We start from the raw sequence: 19,147 nt of genomic DNA on the forward strand, positions 1-19,147 counted from the left end.
AAATATGTGATGATAGTCACACATTTTTAATGTTAACAATGAATTTTTTGCCAAATGATTTAGTCTATAACAAACTTATTAAAAAATAACCATCATTAATTCAACAATAAATTAAACATCAATGACTTTATTAAAAAGCAAAAAGATGACGTATTTTACAAAGCTTAGCGGTAATCTTTTTTTATGTTAGATTACCTTAATCACTAATTATAATCGAGTAAAAAATGAATAATACTAAAGTTTGGTCTCTTGGAGATGCTGTTATTGATTTATTGCCATTTGGTGATATGAATTATAAAGCTTGTGCTGGCGGCGCGCCGGCTAATGTCGCAATTGGTATTGCAAAATTGGGGTTACCTTCCGCTTTTATTGGTCGTGTGGGGAATGATCCCTTTGGTCATTTTATGGAAAAAACGTTCCTTGAATATCATGTGGATTGCCAAAGCCTTGAAAAGGACGAACACTATAAAACAAGTACTGTTGTTGTTGATTTAGGTCAAAATGGGGAGCGGAGTTTTACTTTTCTTGTTTCACCTTCTGCTGATCAATTTTTGTCTCAGCAAGCGATACCTGATTTTAACAAAGATATTTTACATTTTTGCTCTTTGGCACTCGTTGGTCACACTTGTCGGCAAACGCTTAAAACAGCCATTGAAAATCTTACCGCTAAAAATGGATTAATTAGCTTTGATGTTAACTTGCGTGAGCAGATGTGGGCAAATAAAGATGAAATGCGCACAACTATTACTCAATTTTGTCATGATGCCGATATCCTTAAACTATCAGATGAAGAACTATTTTGGCTCACGCAATGCAATGACTGGCATGAATCATTAAGTAAACTACAACAACACTATAAAGCACCATTAAAGTTAATCACTAAAGGTAAAGATGGCAGTATTGTATTATGGCAAGGTAAAACATTTTCTTTTGATTCGTACCAAGTAAATAGTATTGATACCACCGGTGCGGGTGATGCCTTTGTAGCAGGGCTACTTAGTAGTATTGCCTCATCAGGAATGCCTGAAGATAAACTCATGTTAGAAAGCATGATGACGATAGCTAGTGCTTGCGGTGCCTTAGCGACAACCCAAAAAGGCGCGTTAACAGCACTCCCCGATAGCACATTTTTACAATCATTTATTAGCGATAATCCAACATTAACGGCTAAACAAATCGCTTAGTCAAGAAAAGCATGAATAAGGGCAGCCAACCACATTTTCAAAATAAAATTGTGCTCAGCTGCCCTTATTGCCTATTTAATTCACTGCTTATAAAAATCAAATCGTCTTTAGTACCCGCCACATTGCGATCTTGCCCACTGGTCAATTATAAAAACTTCGTCAATAGTGGTTGGATCAGGGAAAGCTAATTGATCTAATACCTTTGCTACATTTTTGGCAATATCCATAAAACCAATTTTATGTTGCAAAAATGCTTCTACCGCAATTTCATTGGCTGCGTTAAGTGCCGTTGTGGCAGCTTGCCCTTGATTGGACGCTTCTATTGCCAATTTTAAACAAGGATAACGATTAAAATCAGGCTGTTTAAACGTTAAAGCCGAAATTTGACAAAAATCCAAAGGTGGTACACTGGATGGAACACGATCGGGATAAGACATGGCATAAGCAATAGGTGTGCACATATCAGGCACCCCCAGTTCTGCCACCACACTACCATCTTGATAACGTACCATGGAGTGAATAATCGATTGCGGATGAATAATAATTTCCATTTCGTCAGCACTTGCATTAAATAACCAACGTGCTTCGATATACTCAAGTCCTTTATTCATCATGGTTGCCGAATCCACAGAAATCTTTTTACCCATCGACCAGTTAGGATGTGCAACCGCTTGCGCTGGCGTAACCGATGCAAGCTTATCTATTTCCCAATCGCGAAATGGCCCACCAGAACCCGTTAAAACTATTTTAGTAATACCCTGTTCAGCCAAATTAGCAAAACCTAAATTATGCTGTACCGTCATTGGCAAACTTTGAAAAATCGCGTTATGTTCACTATCTACCGGTAACAGCTCAGCGCCATACTCTTTAACTGCTTGCATAAACAGATGCCCACAAGTCACAAGTGATTCTTTATTGGCAAGTAAAATACGTTTACCTTTTTTAATTGCCGCAAGGGTTGGTTTTAGCCCTGCAGCACCAACAATAGCGGCCATCACTTGATCGACTTCGGGCAACTGCGCTAAATCACAAATGGCTTGTTCACCGCTTAACACTTCAATATCCAATTTTAGATTGGCAAGATTTGCTCTTAGCTCATCAGCTGCTTGTTCTGTTGCCATGGCAACATATTTAGGCTTAAATGCCAAACATTGCTCAGTCATTTTGGCTGCATTATGACCACCCACTAAGGCATATGCCTTAAACAGATATGGATTTTGAGCAATAACCGCTAGCGTACTGCAACCAATTGAACCCGTCGACCCTAAAATTGTGATATTTTTCATATTAATACATCATTTTTATATTATGGTTATTGAAAAAAGAGATAAATTCCTTAGTGGGGGCTTTATCGGTAATAATTTGATTAAACAGCGTTAATTCACTAATCAAAGCCGGTTTAACTTGATTAAATTTAGTATGATCGGCAATCAAAATACGCAGGTCAGATTGTTTCATGGCTTGCAACTTCATATCAAGTTCATCAAAATGATAACAAGTGACTCCTCGTGATATATCAACCCCAGCAGCAGAAATAAACGCTTTATTTGGGCAAATCGAATTTAATTGGCAATGCTGTCCAATAGAGGTAAAAATAGCATTATTAACCTGATAATAACCACCACATAAAATTGTCTTACAATTAGGTTTATTTTGTAATGCTAAAAATGCGTTTAATGAATAGCAGATAGCGGTAAAGGTTATTTCATCATCAATAGCATCAATGATAAAAGGGATTGTGGTACCGCAATCAAAAAAGACAGTATCATTTGCATAAACAAGTTTGCTGGCTAGTTTAGCAATATGTAGCTTTTCGTTAACTTGTTTATCTTGCTGATCTGAAACAAAATATTGCGTTGCTTGATAACGAGCTTCACTAACAATATAACCGCCTAAAACCGTTAATGATGTAGGAATATTATTTAAATCTCGTCGAATGGTCATTTCTGAAACAGCTAACAACTTAGCCGCCTGTTTTAAATGAACCTTATCTGTTTTTTTTAAAATTTGAATGAGATCATTAATTCTTTTTTGCGATTGCGTTTCCATTCAGTTTCCATCAATATCAATAAGCGACATAAAGTAGCTTATTGATAAGTTTATTGATTAATAACTGCTTGATGATGTGGTATCACCCGATACAATAGCAATGCCTGCGCTTGCACCTAAACGCGTTGCCCCAGCTTGAATCATTTTTTCAGCGGTTGCACGATCGCGAATACCGCCCGATGCTTTAACACCCATCTCTTTACCTACAGTGTCGCGCATTAATTTAACATCCTCAACAGTTGCACCCGACACGCTAAAACCAGTTGATGTTTTTACAAACGCAACGCCAATTTCTTTACAAATTGTACAAACTTTGACAATTTCTTCTTTGGTTAATAGACAGGTTTCTAAAATAACTTTTAATGGCACAACGCCACAAGCTTTAAATACTGCTTCAATATCATGTTTAACCGCATCGAAATCATTACTTTTTAACCAACCTACATTAATAACCATATCGATTTCTTGAGCGCCAGCTTTAACCGCCATTTCGGTTTCGAACGCTTTAGCGCTAGTGAGCATGGCACCAAGTGGAAAGCCAACCACCGCACACACTTTTACATCACTGCCATTAAGTAAGCTTGCCGCTAAAGGTACATAGCCTGAATTTACACAAACCGAATAAAAATGATATTCCTTAGCTTCATCACAAAGCTTACGAATTTGATCTTCTGTCGCATTCATTGCGAGTAAAGTATGATCAATATACTTTGCATAATTCATAACGAGATCCTTAAAATGTCTTTGTAATAATGTTTAATTAAATATTGTTAGTATGTAAATAAATAGAGATGTTATAAAAATAACAAATATAGCTAAATGTTGTTATTTTTATAACATTATGGCGAAATTGTTTGAAATAGTACAGATAAAAATCTGTGTTTGAGTTTTAGGCTTTTTGTGAAATAAGTAACATTTATGTCAACGCTTAGGTTTCGGCAAATTTTGATGCCGGCATGAGACAAAGAAATAAGCTATTGTTTTTTTGTTAAAAAACAAACAAAAACTCTAATAAAATCAATATCTTTTCCAACCTATTTTTGACAAAAAATCAGGCCTTTTTGGGGTGGAGGATAGAATGAATTAGCCGCGGTGGTTTCGGACGTTTTGAACTTTAGTGGACAAAACGTTCGAAACCTTGCCGTACTATATATACCAATTAACTCGCTCGGCAATACTGAACAGTAATAAAGAGTAACCTATCCAACTTAAGTGATTTGTGATAAAACATCTGATGATTTTTAAAAGATTATGTTAATAATGAAAAGTGGGCACACTTCATTTTCTGACATAGCATCTTTTAAATATAAAATAACAAGAATGATGGGAAAGGAAAATGATAGATATAAAAATTTTACGTTATTTTCTTGCGCTTGCTAAAGAAGAAAGTATTACCGCTGCCGCTAACCATTTGCATTTAACTCAACCTACCTTATCTCGTCAGCTCATGGAGTTAGAACAAACGCTTGGCACCCCCCTATTTATTCGCGGCAGTAGACGAATTACCTTGACCGATGAAGGAATACGATTACGTAAACGTGCCGAGGAGATACTGGAACTTGTGCATAAAACAGAAGAAGAGTTTCAAGCACCCAACGAAAGTATTGGTGGTGATATTTATATTGGTTGTGGTGAAACCGATGCAATGAAGTTGGTAGTAAATGTTATTAAATCAATGCAAGATGTATACCCTCATATCTGCACCCATATTTATAGTGGTAATGCAAATGATGTCACCGAACGTATTGATAAGGGATTACTTGATTTTGGTGTGTTAATTGAACCAACTCATCTAACAAAATATGAATCATTGTGCCTTCCTCAACAAGATACGTGGGGAGTGTTGATGAGAAAAGATTGTGCGTTGGCAAACCTTGAGGTCATTTCTCCATCTGATTTATGGTCATTACCACTGATTGTTTCCCAACAAAAATATGTTAGTGATAGTATTGAACAATGGTTTAAACGAAACTATGACAAATTAAATATTATTGCAACATATAACTTAATATTTAATGCCTCATTAATGGTTGAACAACATATCGGATATGCCTTGTGTTTAGATAAACTGATTAATACAGCTGGCGATAACCCGCTTTGTTTTAAACCGTTATATCCAAAATTAAAAGTGGATGTGAATATTGTCTGGAAAAAATATCATGTATTTTCTAAAGCTGCTGAACTGTTTTTAAAACAGCTAAAAGAACATTTTTGATATTCATCTGCTATTTTATAATGATGAGCAAAAGTAAGGGAGCAACATAAATTCTTACTCCCTTTGCTGTGGAATAACATTTCATTAAAAATTAATAGCTATTTCAGATATGTTTTAAAAAAGGTTGTTAATTTATCAAAAGGGATTAAATCGATTCGATCATAAAGATCAACATGCCCAGCTCCTTTTACATAATAAAGTTCTTTCGGTTCTATCGCGCGGTTATAAGCGTCTTCACTGAACTCTTTAGAATGAGCCTGATCACCTGTGATAAATAACATTGGTCGTGGTGAAATGGTATCAATATCGTTAAATGGATAGAAATTCATAAATTTTACATTACTGGTTAATGTTGGGTGAGTCGTTAGTTCTGGCGTTGAACTTGCAGGCGTATATTCACCACGAGGCGTACGATAAAAATCGTAAAATTCATGGGCAATTGGACCATCTTCTGGTTTGAGTTGCCCTTTATTGACCGTACCACTTGTATATAATGTCTGCCCCCCAGAAAATTCAACATAACGTTGTTCTGCCGCCTGTTTAATAATCTGCTTTCGCTGTTCAAGTGTTAACGAGTGGTGAAGAGCATGGCGATTGGCTGACCCCATATCATACATACTTACCGTCGCAATGGCTTTTAAACGTGGATCAATTTTAGCAGCACTAATAACAAAACTACCACTACCACAAACACCAATTACGCCAATATTGTGACGATCTACAAAAGTTTGATTACCTAAATAATCAACTGCCGCACTGAAATCTTCTGCATACATATCGGGCAATACAACATTACGTGGCTGTCCCTCACTTTCGCCCCAAAAAGATAAGTCAATGGCTAATGTAATAAAGCCTTGTTCAGCCATTTTAGTCGCATATAAATTGGCACTTTGTTCTTTAACTGCACCCATTGGGTGTCCAACAATAATGGCTGGATATTTATTTTTTGGATCAAGCGTTTTAGGCATAAACAAATTTCCAACCACGTTCATTTTATATTGATTTAGAAAACTAACTTTTTGCATAGTGACATTATCGCTTTGATAAAAATTATTCGCATTGTTAGACATATCGGCTCCCATTACTGATGGTGATAAAAATAACCCAAAAAGACTTAAAAAGACGATTAAAGCAGTACTATCTTTGAAATAAAATAAAACCTTTTTCATTAATGTGATCCCTTTAATAAGTAAATGTTAATTCGATATTATCAAGCAATAAATAGTTAAAAATTATTACTATGCAATACGATTTCCTGTTACACGAGTAAATAATCGAAAACTGAGATGAGTTAATATCAAGGCACATAAAAAAATAAGTGCAGCACTAAAAAATATGCCTAGTATCCCTTGATGATCAAAGATGATGCCTCCTATTGCCGCTGCCAATCCAATAGAAAACTGAATCGCCGCAACAGATAATCCACCCATCATTTCGGCTTTATCAGCAAGTGTACGTACAATCCAAGTAGACCAACCCACCGGAATAAAACCAAACATAAATCCCCAAGCAATAACAAGTAACATGTTGAATTTTATATTTTTATCGATAAACATTAAAATAATAGCAAGCATCAATAAAATAAAATGAATAACTATCATCGTTATTTTAAATTGTTTACCCATCACAAAACCCGCAATAACGGTACCAATACAATTAGCAATGCCAAATAGAAGTAAAAGTGTAGAGAGAGTATTTGTTTTTAAGGCAAGATTATGTTCTAAAAATGGTCTTAAGTATGTGAAAAATATATGATATCCCCCATAACTAAATATCGTGGCTACTATTCCTATCGTTATCCAGCTTTGTTTTAAGAGAAAAAACATATTGTTAAAACTATTACCTTGCTGTGCAGGTAAAGTAGGCAATGCTATAAATTGCCAAATAAAGGCAATAACCCCCAGTAATGCCGATAACAAAAAGATATTTCGCCAACCAATCAGATTGCCTAAATAGCTTGCTAATGGTAGCGAAATAATCGTTGCCACTGAAACACCAGCATAGATAATGCTTAATGCACGAGATATATCTTTTGCCGGTACAAGTTGTAGCGTTACCGCTGAAGCCATAGACCAAAAGCCACCAACACATATCCCCAATATGCAGCGCCCTATCAATAGAATGATATAATTAGGGGTAAATGCGACCAATATATTAGCAATCACCAATAAAATAGAGAGCGTTAATAATACTAACCGTCTATTTATTTTTTTTGTTAATGGCGCCAATGTCAAACTTGCAATAACAGCAAAAATACCCACAGCAGTGACCGTTTGCCCTGCCATTCCTTCAGTAATATTTAATGTTTGTGCAATAGGCGTTAACAAACTAATAGGAATAAACTCAGCCACAATAAGACTGGTTACCCCCATAAATAATGAAAAAACAGCAGACCAATGGGATGTTTTTTCTGATTCTGACTGACAGGATAATGATGTTTTCATTACATAAACTACCTTTTATTCAACTAACTCCATAGTGACATTAACGCTGGAACCTTAGCTAGCAAGTACCTCTAAACCAAAGATCAACTTATCTATATAGATAAGATCAGAGTGGATAACACCAGCAGAAATAGTTTAAATAGCTAACTTCAAAAAAGTATAGGCACTTCATCAATCTATGTAAAATACTTATATTTTATAGTTAGATATGCCTTAAAGGCATGGGGTATAAGCCCGTTTTGTTGAGGATATTTAGTTTGTTTTTTGTTGAATAATAGTTAAAAAAGTAAATATTACATCTGTCTATCTTACATTTTTAAATGCTTTTTTACCGTTATCATTGGGGGACTTTCTATTGTTTTAAATGGACTATTTTTAAAGGTAGTAATAGTTAAGAGTTTGGCGCTGAATCGTTTGATAAAGGTATAACTTCTTCTATATCTTGTATAAATTTTCTAGCTTTAGCTATACTAAGTTCGGCTTCTTTTTTGTCTAATGTTTCTTGTAAATGGTAATCACATTTAATTCTAAGTGCTTTTTGTTCTAACAATCTTGCCCTTAAAGAAATTAATTTCATTCTTGGAATGGCTTCATCTTTACCCGGAGCTGCTAAATAATCGGTCACACTTTTATGAGAAGGTTCATCTTTAGGTAATCTAAAATTGATTGAAGATAAGATAGCGTGGTAACAACTATAATACGCTCTAGCAATTGCATTACGATAACCGATTTCATCATTCCGTTTTAATGAATCTTCAGCAAAAGAGAGAAAGTCTTTGCAGTTTACTGACACTTCCTTTCAACCCCCTAAGTAATAACTTGATATTCAGATTTTAGATAACGAATAGACACGCCGAAAGCCTTATCATGAAGGTTTTCATTTTCAGCAATTTTATCAGCCAACTCACCATCTATTTTAGCCAAACGTACAAAATCAGTGTCGTTGGCTGTTAGTATCATAATATTAATATCATCGTCAGGATAATACTCACAACAGATTTGAGAATGTGATAACCGATAGGTATCTGCTATATCAAGAAAAGTTTTAAGTAAAAATTGCATATTTTCATCACTCAATTTTAAATTACTTTGAAATTGACGCAATGAATCAAGGCGTTGAGATAACTCAGAAATAACATCTTTTTTATTTAATTTATCAAGTTCTTGATATACTTTATTAATTCCCTCAAAATTACCATTCCATAAATATGCATCAAACAAATATATTAAAAAATTAGAGTTATTTGAAATTTGATTATTTGCCCTAATGATTTCTGCAATATATTTTTTAATGAAACCTATATCAAATAAATAGGCTATATAATTCATCATAAAATAAGGTTCATTATAAGAAAAAGATTTTTCAAATAGCGATAATGCAACTGAAACATCTCCCTTACAAGCATAAAAAAATGCCCACAATTGATCCCCAATTAAGTCTCCTTGAGGAAAAGGCTTCAAATCTTTACGGAACTCAAATTCTTCACAACCTTCGAAAGTTCGTTCAGAAAAAAGAATCTGTATTAGCTTATCTAATATCATTGTGCTTTTTGTTGCAGGTACATTAGATTTTGCCATCGTTGATAATCCTTATACAGAATTGAATTGAATAATACATAAAATAACTAAGTGATAGTAATATCGGACGCCCAGTAATTAATCATTATAAATTATTGCTTATGATTAACAAGAAAAAGATTTTTCCTATCTAACCAATAAAAATTTAGATTACTTATTTGGTATTTTCCATCCTAAAATAGGTTTCAGTATAAAAATTAGTTTTTCAAGGGAAAAACGCTCTGCTTTATAAAACAGAGCGTTTGTAAGGAAAGGGAAAAAATAGAAGAATTAGAATTCCATTAACTCTTTTTCTTTATCGGCAAGCACTGCATCTAATTTTTTAATTGCGGCATCTGTCGCTTTTTGGATTAAATCTTGTGCTTTACGTTCATCATCTTCTGAAATTTCTTTATCTTTTAGTAACGCTTTGATTTGATCGTTGGCATCACGGCGAATATTACGGATAGATACTCGACCTTGTTCCGCTTCGTTACGAACAATTTTAGTTAAATCACGACGGCGTTCTTCTGTTAATGGTGGCAATGGTACACGAATAACGGTACCTGCTGATGCTGGGTTTAACCCTAAATCAGACGTTAAAATTGCTTTTTCAATAGCAGGAGTTAATGATTTATCAAATACTGTGATAGCTAGCGTTCTTGCATCTTCAGCAACGATGTTAGCTAGTTGACGCAGTGGCGTTGGACTGCCGTAATATTCAACCATAATGCCATCTAATAAACTTGGTGATGCACGACCGGTTCGAACTTTAGAAATATGATTTTGAAACGCATCAATGCTTTTTTCCATGCGCGTTTGCGCTTCTTTTTGAATCTCGTTTAACATAATAAAAGCCTTATTTAAAATAAAGATAATTAACTGGTTACTGTTGCTTTGTTATTAATTAATGTCCCTTCTTGTTCACCTAAAATAACGCGACGCAATGCACCAGGTTTATTCATATTAAAGACACAAATGGGTAGATTATGATCTCTTGCTAATGTGAATGCAGCTAAATCCATCACTTTAAGTTCATCATCAAGTACTTTATCATAACTTAATGTTTTATAAAGTGTTGCTGTTGGATCTTTAACAGGATCGGCTGAATAAACACCATCAACTTTGGTGGCTTTTAAAACAACATCAGCTTCAATTTCAATACCACGTAAACATGCTGCTGAATCGGTGGTAAAAAATGGATTACCTGTTCCAGCAGACAAAATAACGACTCTACCATGACGAAGCAAACTAATTGCTTCGGTCCAGCGATAATCATCACATACACCGTTTAATGGAATGGCTGACATTAAACGGGCATTAACTTCAATTCGGTGTAACGCATCGCGCATCGCAAGACCATTCATTACAGTTGCTAGCATTCCCATATGATCGCCAACAACGCGGTTCATTCCCGCTTTAGCAAGCCCTGCCCCCCGAAATAGATTACCGCCCCCAATAACAACAGCGACTTGAACATTCATTTCAATTAGCTCTTTGATTTCTTGCGCCATGCGATCTAGAACGGTTGCATCAATACCAAAACCTTCGTCGCCTTGTAGTGCTTCGCCACTGAGTTTAAGAAGAATACGTTTATAGAAAGGGGTCACCATACTGAAGTCTCACTATTTCGTTGTTTTATTACTCAATAAGCTAAAAAATTAGCCTATAGCAATTTTAAAATATTTTGTAGATAAACAAAACCGCCTTAACGGCGGTTTTTTGAAACGATTAAGATTGTTTCGATATTGCAGCAACTTCTGCAGCAAAGTCAACTTCAACTTTTTCAATACCTTCACCCACTTCAAAACGGATGAATGAAGCAACTGCTGCGCTCTTTTCTTTTAATAATTCGCCAACTGTTTTTGAAGGATCCATAACAAATGGTTGTCCAGTTAGTGATACTTCACCAGTGAACTTACGCATACGGCCTGCAACCATTTTTTCAGCGATTTCACGTGGTTTACCTGATTTCATTGCGATATCGATTTGAATGTTACGTTCATGTTCAACAACATCAGCTGGAACACTGCTTGGATCAACATACTCTGGTTTGCTTGCAGCAATGTGCATTGCAATATGTTTAACTAATTCATCATCAGCACCATTAGCAGCGACTAATACACCAATACGCGCACCGTGTTGGTAACTACCCACAACATCACCAGCGATTTGTGCAACGCGACGAATGCCGATGTTTTCACCAATTTTAGCAACTAAAGCTGTGCGCTCTTCTTCAAATTTAGCTTGCAGTGCAGCAATATCACTAGTGCGTTCAGTTAATGCTGCTTCAGCAACTTTATCACTAAATGCTAAAAATCCAGCATCTTTTGCAACAAAGTCTGTTTCACAGTTTACTTCTAAGATAATACCAAATTTTTTGTCCGCAGAGATTTTAGAAATAATAACACCTTCAGCCGCAACACGACCTGCTTTTTTAGCGGCTTTTGCTTGACCTGATTTACGCATGTTGTCAATTGCAAGTTCGATATTACCATTAGCTTCAACTAATGCTTTTTTACATTCCATCATACCTGCGCCAGTTCTTTCGCGCAGTTCTTTTACCATAGAAGCGGTAACTTCAGCCATTTTTTAATCCTCTATTTAACCATTGTGATAACTTTCATTAGAATAGGTCGATAGCATTAAGTATCGACCCTGAAAATATTTGAGTTTATTACTCTGCTGCTGGAGCTTCTTCTACGAAGCTTTCTTCAGATACTGGAGATTGGTTTTGCTCGCGACCAGAACGTACTGCCTCAGCAACTGCATTAGCATATAATTGAATTGCACGGATTGCATCATCATTACCTGGTACGATGTAATCAATTCCATCAGGATCTGAGTTAGTATCAACAATAGCAATGACTGGAATACCTAAATTGTTAGCTTCTTTGATAGCGATATGTTCATGGTCTGCACCAATCACAAAGATCACATCAGGTAAGCCACCCATATTTTTAATTCCGCCCAAGCTATTTTCTAATTTAGCCATTTCACGAGCACGCATAAGTGCTTCTTTTTTGGTTAATTTATCAAATGTGCCATCACTAGCTTGTGTTTCTAAATCTTTTAAGCGTTTGATTGATTGACGGACTGTTTTCCAGTTAGTCAACATACCACCTAACCAACGGTGATTAACATAGTATTGTCCACAACTTTCAGCTGCTTGTTTAATTGCTTCGCTAGCTGCACGCTTTGTACCAACAAATAAAATTTTACCTTTACGAGCAGCAACCTTGTTTAATTCAGCTAATGCTTCGTTGAATAATGGTACTGTTTTTTCAAGATTGATAATATGAACTTTGTTGCGTGCACCAAAAATAAATGGTTTCATTTTTGGGTTCCAATAACGAGTTTGGTGTCCAAAGTGTACACCCGCTTGTAACATATCGCGCATTGATACTGTAGTCATGATTTCCTCATTTTGACGTTGGGGTTATGCCTCCACATATCCGCTTTAACCGACCTAATTACACAAGGTAAAAGGCACCCCGGAAAAGTGTAATGATATGTGTGTGTTATAACGTTAATTAATCATTAAATTTAATGCTTTTATTCATCATTACTTTTACAAAAAAATAATATGAAATATAGCGCGCGTTTTATACCATAAATAGTATAATATTGCCAGCTTTATTTGTATTTATTAGCTGTTAGCAAAGCTAATTATCGTTATTTAGATGTAGGTAAGCTTTATTAAGCTTTCATTGCTTGTTTAACAAAAATAAATAAAATCAATATTTTTTATGACGGTTTTTGAGCGGTGATTTTTTATATTAGATTATTTTTGAGGGGGGTAGGTTGTTCTGTAAGCAGACGCTTACAGAACAATGATAATAAAAACTAGCTGAATAACTTATGGCATTGTAGGCAGATCCAATCCCATATACCACCGAAAAATCCTGTTTCTTCGACGTTTTGTAAAGTAACCAGAGGTTGTTCGCTAATCACTTTACCATCTAATAGAAACTGCATTTTACCCACTGTAGTGCCTTTAGTGATTGGGGCATAAATATAATCATCAATTTTATATTCAACTTGCACATCTGCAGAGCGGCCTTTTGGTACAGTAATATAAGATCCATTAATCGCACCTAATTGAACTTTATTTTCGTCACCATACCAAACCGTTTCGGTCGCTAATGGCGTACCTGCTTTTATAGGGTTTGCGGTTTCAAAAAAGCGAAATCCCCAGACTAATAACTTTTTACTTTCTTCTTCACGACCTTTAAAGGTGCGACCACCCAGTACCGCTGAAATTAAACGAGTATTGCCATCAACCGCTGAAGCAACTAAATTGTAACCTGCTGCATTGGTGTGGCCTGTTTTAATGCCATCTACATTTAATGTAGTATCCCAAAGTAAGCCATTTCGATTAAGTTGGGGTTTTGATAGGGTATAGGTAAATTCTTTTTGTTTATAAATGGAATATTCTTCAGGTAAATCACGAATTAATGCTTGTCCTAAAAAGGCCATATCTTTGGCTGTTGTGTATTGGCCTGGGGCATCAAGTCCGTGTACAGTTTCAAAATGGGTATGATTTAGTCCAATTTTTTTGGCGTAATCATTCATTAAATTAACAAAAGCACCTTGGCTGCCAGCAACATGCTCTGCCATTGCAATACACGCATCGTTACCAGATTGGATAATGATGCCTTTGTTAAGATCAGAAACCGATACCGTTTTACCGACTTCTAAAAACATTAATGATGATCCTTTTAACACAGGGTTACCTGTCGCCCATGCGTCTTTGCTGACCACAACCATATCATCATTTTTAATACGTCCTGACTGCAATGCTTGACCAACTACATAACTGGTCATCATTTTAGTTAAGCTTGCCGGATCGCGCTGCTGTTCAGCATTATATTGTGCTAAAATTTCACCTGATTTTGCATCGATTAAAATATAAGATTCAGCATCTAACTGTGGAATAGCTGGAATAGGAAAAGCCATTTCGGCCGATGCTGATGAACAAACTGTAAGCACGAAAAAAGCAAAAGATAATTTAAATTTCTTTGTCATTTATTTAAATTCCGTTAAATATTTTTAGATAACATATATCGATGTGTGTGGATAGACATCATAATGCCAAAACTTGCCATTAATACGACTAAAGATGAGCCCCCATAGCTTATGAGTGGTAATGGTACACCAACTACAGGTAAGATTCCACTGACCATACCTATATTAATAAACACATAAACAAAAAACACTAAAATTAGCCCACCCGATAAGATTCGTCCAAATGTGGTTTGTGCTTGCGTAGCAATAATCAGTCCGCGCACAATTAAACATAAAAAGAGAATCAGTAAAACGATAGATCCAACAAAACCAAACTCTTCAGCAATAACTGAAAAGATAAAATCGGTATGTCTCTCTGGTAAAAATTCAAGTTGCGATTGTGTGCCTGCAAGCCAACCTTTACCCCATATACCGCCCGATCCAATTGCTATTTTGGATTGAATAATATGATAGCCAGCCCCGCTTGGATCAAGCTCAGGGTTGATCAGCATTAATACGCGTTTTTGCTGATAATCATGCATTAAAAAGAACCACATAATAGGTAAAAATATGGCTATTAAAATGAGCGCAACAAGAATATAGCGCCAGTTCATGCCTGCTAAAAAGATAATAAAAATGCCTGACATAACAATCAAAATTGCGGTACCTAAATCGGGCTGCATCGCAACAAGTAACGTCGGTACGCCAATAATAGCAAGTGTTTGTAAGGTGGTGTTTAATGGTGGCGGACATCCATCACGATGAATGAATTTGGCAACCATTAATGGCACCGCTATTTTGGCAATTTCAGAAGGTTGAAACCGCAAAATACCTAAATCCAACCAACGCTGTGCGCCTTTACTGGTATAACCAAAAATATCCACTAACAATAGAATCAAAATACAAACAACATATAGATACGGTGCCCACTTTTCATAAGTTCTGGGTGAAAACTGCGCCAACACAATCATTACAACAAAACCAAGCAATATTTGTATTGCTCGCTTTTGTATCATATCAATACTTTGCCCCGTTGCACTCCAAAGAATATAAAGACTATAACCAAGTAATAAAGTAATAAATAAAAAAAATAGCGGATCAATATGTATCTTTTGCCAAATGGATTTTTTGATATTATTCATCATTAATCTTCAGTTCCTATATTTGATGATGATTCATCAAGCTCTGTTGAATTATTGCCTAAAAGGTAAAAATCCAATATTTTACGCGCTACCGCACCACCGTTTGAGCTTCCGCCCCCACCATTTTCTAAAACAATGGCTAATGCAATTTTTGGCTTATCGTAAGGGGCATAAGCAATAAATAATGCGTGATCGCGTAAATGCTCAGGGATCTTATGCGCATTATAGATTTCATCTTGTTTCAAACCATAAACTTGCGCGGTACCCGATTTACCTGCTGCCTGATATTTTGCATCAGCATAAATCTTACGTGCCGTTCCTCGTGATCCAAACATGACGCGATTCATACCTTCTTTAGCAAGTGACCAATAAGTTGGGTTGACATCAACTAGGCTATTTGTTTCGATATAATTTTCAGGATTAACTATTGGTTGATGTTCATTTGAATTTAAAATATCACTCTTTTTATATAATAAAAAATGTGGTGTGTAAGTTTTACCATTATTGATCAAGGTCGTTAATGCTTTTGCCATTTGGATTGGGGTTGCCGTCCAATAACCTTGACCGATACCAACTGGAATAGTATCGCCTTGTAACCAAGACTTTTTATGGCGCTTCATTTTCCATTCACGACTCGGCATAACCGCACGAGTTTCTTCGTTTGGTGATATATCAATACCTGTTCGCTCACCATAACCAAATTTAGTCATCCATAAATTTAAGCGATCAATCCCCATATCATAGGCAACTTGATAAAAATAGGTATCAACTGATTCTTCAATTGCTCTTAATACATCAACGCGACCATGCCCCCATTTAAGCCAGTCTCGATAACGGCGTTCAGTACCAGGTAATTGCCACCAACCGGGATCATTAACCACGCTTTTTGGTGAAATAACACCTTCACTTAAAGCCGCAATAGAAATAAAAGGTTTCACTGTCGAAGCGGGCGGATAAGCACCCAGTAAAGCCCGATTAAAAAGAGGTTTACTTGGATCTTTAAGCAATTCGCTATATTTACTACTTGATATCCCACCTACAAATGGATTGGAATCATAGCTTGGGCTAGAAACCAAAGCTAAAATCTCACCATTATTCGGATCAATAGCAACTACGGCTGCTTTACGCCCAGCGAGTAATTGCTCAATATAAAGCTGCAATTTAAGGTTAATAGATAAATAAATATCCTCGCCTGCTTTCGGTGGGTGCTGGTTAAGTTGTCGGACAATACGCCCTCGGCTGTTGACTTCAACCTTTTCATAACCCGGTGTTCCGTGTAATACGTCTTCGTAATATCTTTCTATCCCCATTTTACCAATATTAAAAGTAGCCACGTAATCACTGGTTTTATTTTCATCATCTAAACGCTGTTTATCTTGACTGTTAATTTTAGAAATATAGCCAAGAATATGAGTAAGAGATGCACCATAAGGGTAGTAACGATGCTGTATATCGACGATTGAAACATAGGGAAAGCGATGCTGATCAACAACAAAACGAGCAATTTGTTGTTCGGTCAAATTATCTTTTAATGGAACAGGCCTGTGCGCTTTATAATTACGACGTTCTTTTTGGAAATTTTCAATATCTTCATCAGTTAAATCGACGATACTTTTTAACTGTTCAAATTGTTCATTGAGATTTTTTATCTTATCGGGAATGATATTTAATTGATATGTAATATTATTAATGGCTAATGGGGTACCATTACGATCATAAATCATGCCGCGATTAGGTGGAATAGGAATAATTTCAATGCGATTATCATTGGATTTTGTGCTGTAATAACTGTAATTCAAAATCTGTAACCCCGAAAGGTTAACCAGCAAAATAATAATTAAAATAATAATAACAACAAATGAAAATAACGCTCTGCGAAAAAACAACGTTGCTTCTGCTGAATGATCTCGAATGTTCGTTCTCTTTTTTTTACTTGATATAGAGATAATAGAACTCCTCTAAATACTTTTTTCTGTTTGTGGCTTATGCTGCTGTTCTTCCCATTTTTCATAAGCGTTAACAATTCTAGCAACCACAGGATGACGCACCACATCTTCACTATTGAAAAAATTAAAGCTAATTTCTTCAACTTGGCTGAGTACTTCAATAGCATGACGTAAACCCGATTTTTGATGACGAGGTAAATCAATTTGAGTGATGTCGCCAGTGATGACCGCTTTTGAATTAAAACCGATACGGGTTAAAAACATTTTCATCTGTTCAATAGTCGTATTTTGGCTTTCATCAAGAATAATAAACGCATCATTTAACGTTCGCCCACGCATATAGGCGAGTGGTGCCACTTCAATCACGCTTTTTTCAATTAGTTTTTCAACTTTTTCAAAGCCAAGCATTTCAAATAAGGCATCATAAAGTGGACGTAAGTAAGGATCCACTTTTTGACTTAAATCGCCTGGCAAAAAACCTAGCTTTTCACCCGCTTCAACGGCAGGACGGGTTAGTACAATACGACGAATTTGTTGCTTTTCAAGCGCATCAACTGCGGCGGCTACCGCTAAATAGGTTTTACCTGTTCCAGCAGGTCCAATACCAAATGAAATATCATAATCTAAAACATGCGCAATATATTGTGCTTGATTTGCCGTTCTTGGTTTTATCACACCTCGTTTAGTTTTAATCATCACCAGCTTTCCACCTTGATGATCGATATAAGCAGGTAAGTGTTTACTGACCTTTTCAAGCGCACCTGTTTCTTTTATTGCTAAATGAATTTGTTCGGGTTCAATATCAACAGTTTTATCTTTTATTTTGGTTTGTTTATAAAGAGACTGCAAAATATCGACAGTGGCTTGCACACAAATTCTATCGCCTGTTATTGCAAATAAATTGCCACGGTGATTAATTTCAATACCTAATCGACGCTCAAGTTGTTTAATATTGTCATTATAAGGACCACAAAGACTATTGAGCCGCTGATTATCAGCTGGTTCAAGCATGGTTTCATGTGTCGTAATATTCAAAGATAAACCTCTAATCAATTAGTTTTAATTACTAAGACGCTGTTCACATAAAGAACATTTTTCAACGCCTTTAAGAAAATCCATTTTACATTGATAACAAGAAACAATGTTTCCGTTAACAACATTATTTACTGCATTTGTTGATTGTTTTTCATCAAATCCTTGTGCCTTTAATTTATTGACCAGCATTGAAATAGGTGTTCCGCTTTTTAACTCTTGTTCAACATATGATGCAACTTGTTCTTCAAATGTTGGCGGCACATATTCGAGCACTTTTTCATTATAATCACTATTGCACTCATTACACTTTATATAACGCCCTAATGTTTCGTAACTGAAAATAGGAATAAAAAACAGTGTAAAATACTTAGCTACTTTTATCTGCGTATATTTTTGTTGTTTTTCGTCGTTAGTAATATTTTGTTGTGAACAACAATTAGGGCAATTAAATTGTCCACTATGTTCGTTAACTTCTCTTCCGCGAGTTCCAAAAATAATAAACATATTTTCCTTTCTATCCTTTATTTAATTATTTTCTAAGTTCTATTATAAAAATTAGCTAAATATT

Annotated in this window: 18 protein-coding genes; 2 read left to right on the top strand and 16 right to left on the bottom strand. The window is 35.7% G+C overall.

Going from position 1 to position 19,147, the window contains the following annotated elements:
• Positions 1-224: 224 nt before the first annotated feature.
• The gene (locus tag GQ593_RS07155) at positions 225-1,184 is read left to right on the top strand and encodes an aminoimidazole riboside kinase (protein ID WP_160431419.1); all 960 of its coding nucleotides are present in this window, start codon (positions 225-227) and stop codon (positions 1,182-1,184) included.
• A 107-nt stretch (positions 1,185-1,291) separates the two neighbouring features.
• Here the strand turns inward: GQ593_RS07155 and ispC are convergent, their stop codons facing one another.
• From ispC to deoC, 3 genes are read right to left on the bottom strand one after another with little or no spacing between them, the layout of a single operon-like run.
• Entirely contained in the window at positions 1,292-2,470 is a 1,179-nt protein-coding gene (ispC, locus tag GQ593_RS07160; RefSeq protein ID WP_160431420.1) for a 1-deoxy-D-xylulose-5-phosphate reductoisomerase, read from the bottom strand.
• A 1-nt stretch (position 2,471) separates the two neighbouring features.
• Positions 2,472-3,233, bottom strand: coding sequence for a DNA-binding transcriptional repressor DeoR (deoR, locus tag GQ593_RS07165; RefSeq protein WP_160431421.1), 762 nt, complete (start codon positions 3,231-3,233; stop codon positions 2,472-2,474).
• A gap of 57 nt (positions 3,234-3,290) precedes the next feature.
• Positions 3,291-3,956 carry a deoxyribose-phosphate aldolase gene (gene deoC / locus GQ593_RS07170; RefSeq protein ID WP_085247635.1) on the bottom strand — a complete coding sequence of 222 codons (666 nt, stop codon included), beginning with the start codon at positions 3,954-3,956 and terminating at the stop codon, positions 3,291-3,293.
• Between the two features lie 616 nt (positions 3,957-4,572).
• Between deoC and GQ593_RS07175 the strand changes: the two genes are divergently transcribed.
• Positions 4,573-5,448 (top strand): LysR family transcriptional regulator, encoded by an 876-nt coding sequence (locus GQ593_RS07175; protein ID WP_160431450.1) that lies wholly within the window; start codon positions 4,573-4,575, stop codon positions 5,446-5,448.
• Between the two features lie 98 nt (positions 5,449-5,546).
• Here the strand turns inward: GQ593_RS07175 and GQ593_RS07180 are convergent, their stop codons facing one another.
• The 13 genes from GQ593_RS07180 to GQ593_RS07240 all read right to left on the bottom strand — a co-directional run bounded on the left by GQ593_RS07180 (position 5,547) and on the right by GQ593_RS07240 (position 19,083).
• Positions 5,547-6,617 carry an alpha/beta hydrolase gene (locus GQ593_RS07180; protein ID WP_160431422.1) on the bottom strand — a complete coding sequence of 357 codons (1,071 nt, stop codon included), beginning with the start codon at positions 6,615-6,617 and terminating at the stop codon, positions 5,547-5,549.
• 69 nt (positions 6,618-6,686) lie between these two features.
• A complete protein-coding gene (locus GQ593_RS07185; RefSeq protein WP_160431423.1) occupies positions 6,687-7,892 on the bottom strand; it encodes an MFS transporter in 1,206 nt (401 codons plus the stop codon).
• A gap of 391 nt (positions 7,893-8,283) precedes the next feature.
• Positions 8,284-8,685 carry a HEPN domain-containing protein gene (locus tag GQ593_RS07190; RefSeq protein WP_160431424.1) on the bottom strand — a complete coding sequence of 134 codons (402 nt, stop codon included), beginning with the start codon at positions 8,683-8,685 and terminating at the stop codon, positions 8,284-8,286.
• A 14-nt stretch (positions 8,686-8,699) separates the two neighbouring features.
• The gene (locus GQ593_RS07195) at positions 8,700-9,470 is read right to left on the bottom strand and encodes a hypothetical protein (protein WP_160431425.1); all 771 of its coding nucleotides are present in this window, start codon (positions 9,468-9,470) and stop codon (positions 8,700-8,702) included.
• 270 nt (positions 9,471-9,740) lie between these two features.
• Entirely contained in the window at positions 9,741-10,298 is a 558-nt protein-coding gene (gene frr, locus GQ593_RS07200) for a ribosome recycling factor (protein ID WP_065587087.1), read from the bottom strand.
• 29 nt (positions 10,299-10,327) lie between these two features.
• On the bottom strand, positions 10,328-11,062 hold the full coding sequence (gene pyrH, locus GQ593_RS07205; RefSeq protein ID WP_065587088.1) for a UMP kinase: 735 nt from the start codon (positions 11,060-11,062) through the stop codon (positions 10,328-10,330).
• A gap of 118 nt (positions 11,063-11,180) precedes the next feature.
• Entirely contained in the window at positions 11,181-12,038 is an 858-nt protein-coding gene (gene tsf, locus GQ593_RS07210) for a translation elongation factor Ts (RefSeq protein ID WP_160431426.1), read from the bottom strand.
• An 88-nt stretch (positions 12,039-12,126) separates the two neighbouring features.
• Positions 12,127-12,864: a 30S ribosomal protein S2 gene (gene rpsB, locus GQ593_RS07215; RefSeq protein ID WP_065638006.1), complete on the bottom strand. Its 738-nt coding sequence runs from the start codon at positions 12,862-12,864 to the stop codon at positions 12,127-12,129.
• A 431-nt stretch (positions 12,865-13,295) separates the two neighbouring features.
• Positions 13,296-14,477 (bottom strand): serine hydrolase, encoded by a 1,182-nt coding sequence (locus GQ593_RS07220; RefSeq protein ID WP_160431427.1) that lies wholly within the window; start codon positions 14,475-14,477, stop codon positions 13,296-13,298.
• 14 nt (positions 14,478-14,491) lie between these two features.
• Positions 14,492-15,601, bottom strand: coding sequence for a peptidoglycan glycosyltransferase MrdB (gene mrdB, locus GQ593_RS07225; protein WP_202115409.1), 1,110 nt, complete (start codon positions 15,599-15,601; stop codon positions 14,492-14,494).
• A complete protein-coding gene (mrdA, locus tag GQ593_RS07230) occupies positions 15,601-17,538 on the bottom strand; it encodes a penicillin-binding protein 2 (protein WP_160431452.1) in 1,938 nt (645 codons plus the stop codon). The genes mrdB and mrdA overlap by 1 nt, the downstream gene beginning before the upstream one ends.
• Before the next feature lie 18 nt (positions 17,539-17,556).
• On the bottom strand, positions 17,557-18,579 hold the full coding sequence (locus GQ593_RS07235) for a PhoH family protein (protein WP_237397710.1): 1,023 nt from the start codon (positions 18,577-18,579) through the stop codon (positions 17,557-17,559).
• Positions 18,580-18,603: 24 nt separating this feature from the next.
• Complete coding sequence (locus GQ593_RS07240) at positions 18,604-19,083, bottom strand: hypothetical protein (RefSeq protein ID WP_160431428.1); 480 nt, start codon at positions 19,081-19,083, stop codon at positions 18,604-18,606.
• Positions 19,084-19,147: the final 64 nt, after the last annotated feature.

Source organism: Gilliamella sp. Pas-s25 (genome assembly GCF_009795885.1).
Lineage (GTDB): Bacteria > Pseudomonadota > Gammaproteobacteria > Enterobacterales > Orbaceae > Gilliamella.

What these genes read in the sequence shown, in the direction of transcription:
- GQ593_RS07155 (WP_160431419.1), top strand. Translation starts at nt 225, where the DNA reads ATGAATAATACTAAAGTTTGGTCTCTTGGAGATGCTGTTATTGATTTA.
- ispC (WP_160431420.1), bottom strand. Translation starts at nt 2,470, where the DNA reads ATGAAAAATATCACAATTTTAGGGTCGACGGGTTCAATTGGTTGCAGT.
- deoR (WP_160431421.1), bottom strand. Translation starts at nt 3,233, where the DNA reads ATGGAAACGCAATCGCAAAAAAGAATTAATGATCTCATTCAAATTTTA.
- deoC (WP_085247635.1), bottom strand. Translation starts at nt 3,956, where the DNA reads ATGAATTATGCAAAGTATATTGATCATACTTTACTCGCAATGAATGCG.
- GQ593_RS07180 (WP_160431422.1), bottom strand. Translation starts at nt 6,617, where the DNA reads ATGAAAAAGGTTTTATTTTATTTCAAAGATAGTACTGCTTTAATCGTC.
- GQ593_RS07185 (WP_160431423.1), bottom strand. Translation starts at nt 7,892, where the DNA reads ATGAAAACATCATTATCCTGTCAGTCAGAATCAGAAAAAACATCCCAT.
- GQ593_RS07195 (WP_160431425.1), bottom strand. Translation starts at nt 9,470, where the DNA reads ATGGCAAAATCTAATGTACCTGCAACAAAAAGCACAATGATATTAGAT.
- frr (WP_065587087.1), bottom strand. Translation starts at nt 10,298, where the DNA reads ATGTTAAACGAGATTCAAAAAGAAGCGCAAACGCGCATGGAAAAAAGC.
- pyrH (WP_065587088.1), bottom strand. Translation starts at nt 11,062, where the DNA reads ATGGTGACCCCTTTCTATAAACGTATTCTTCTTAAACTCAGTGGCGAA.
- tsf (WP_160431426.1), bottom strand. Translation starts at nt 12,038, where the DNA reads ATGGCTGAAGTTACCGCTTCTATGGTAAAAGAACTGCGCGAAAGAACT.
- rpsB (WP_065638006.1), bottom strand. Translation starts at nt 12,864, where the DNA reads ATGACTACAGTATCAATGCGCGATATGTTACAAGCGGGTGTACACTTT.
- GQ593_RS07220 (WP_160431427.1), bottom strand. Translation starts at nt 14,477, where the DNA reads ATGACAAAGAAATTTAAATTATCTTTTGCTTTTTTCGTGCTTACAGTT.
- mrdB (WP_202115409.1), bottom strand. Translation starts at nt 15,601, where the DNA reads ATGATGAATAATATCAAAAAATCCATTTGGCAAAAGATACATATTGAT.
- GQ593_RS07240 (WP_160431428.1), bottom strand. Translation starts at nt 19,083, where the DNA reads ATGTTTATTATTTTTGGAACTCGCGGAAGAGAAGTTAACGAACATAGT.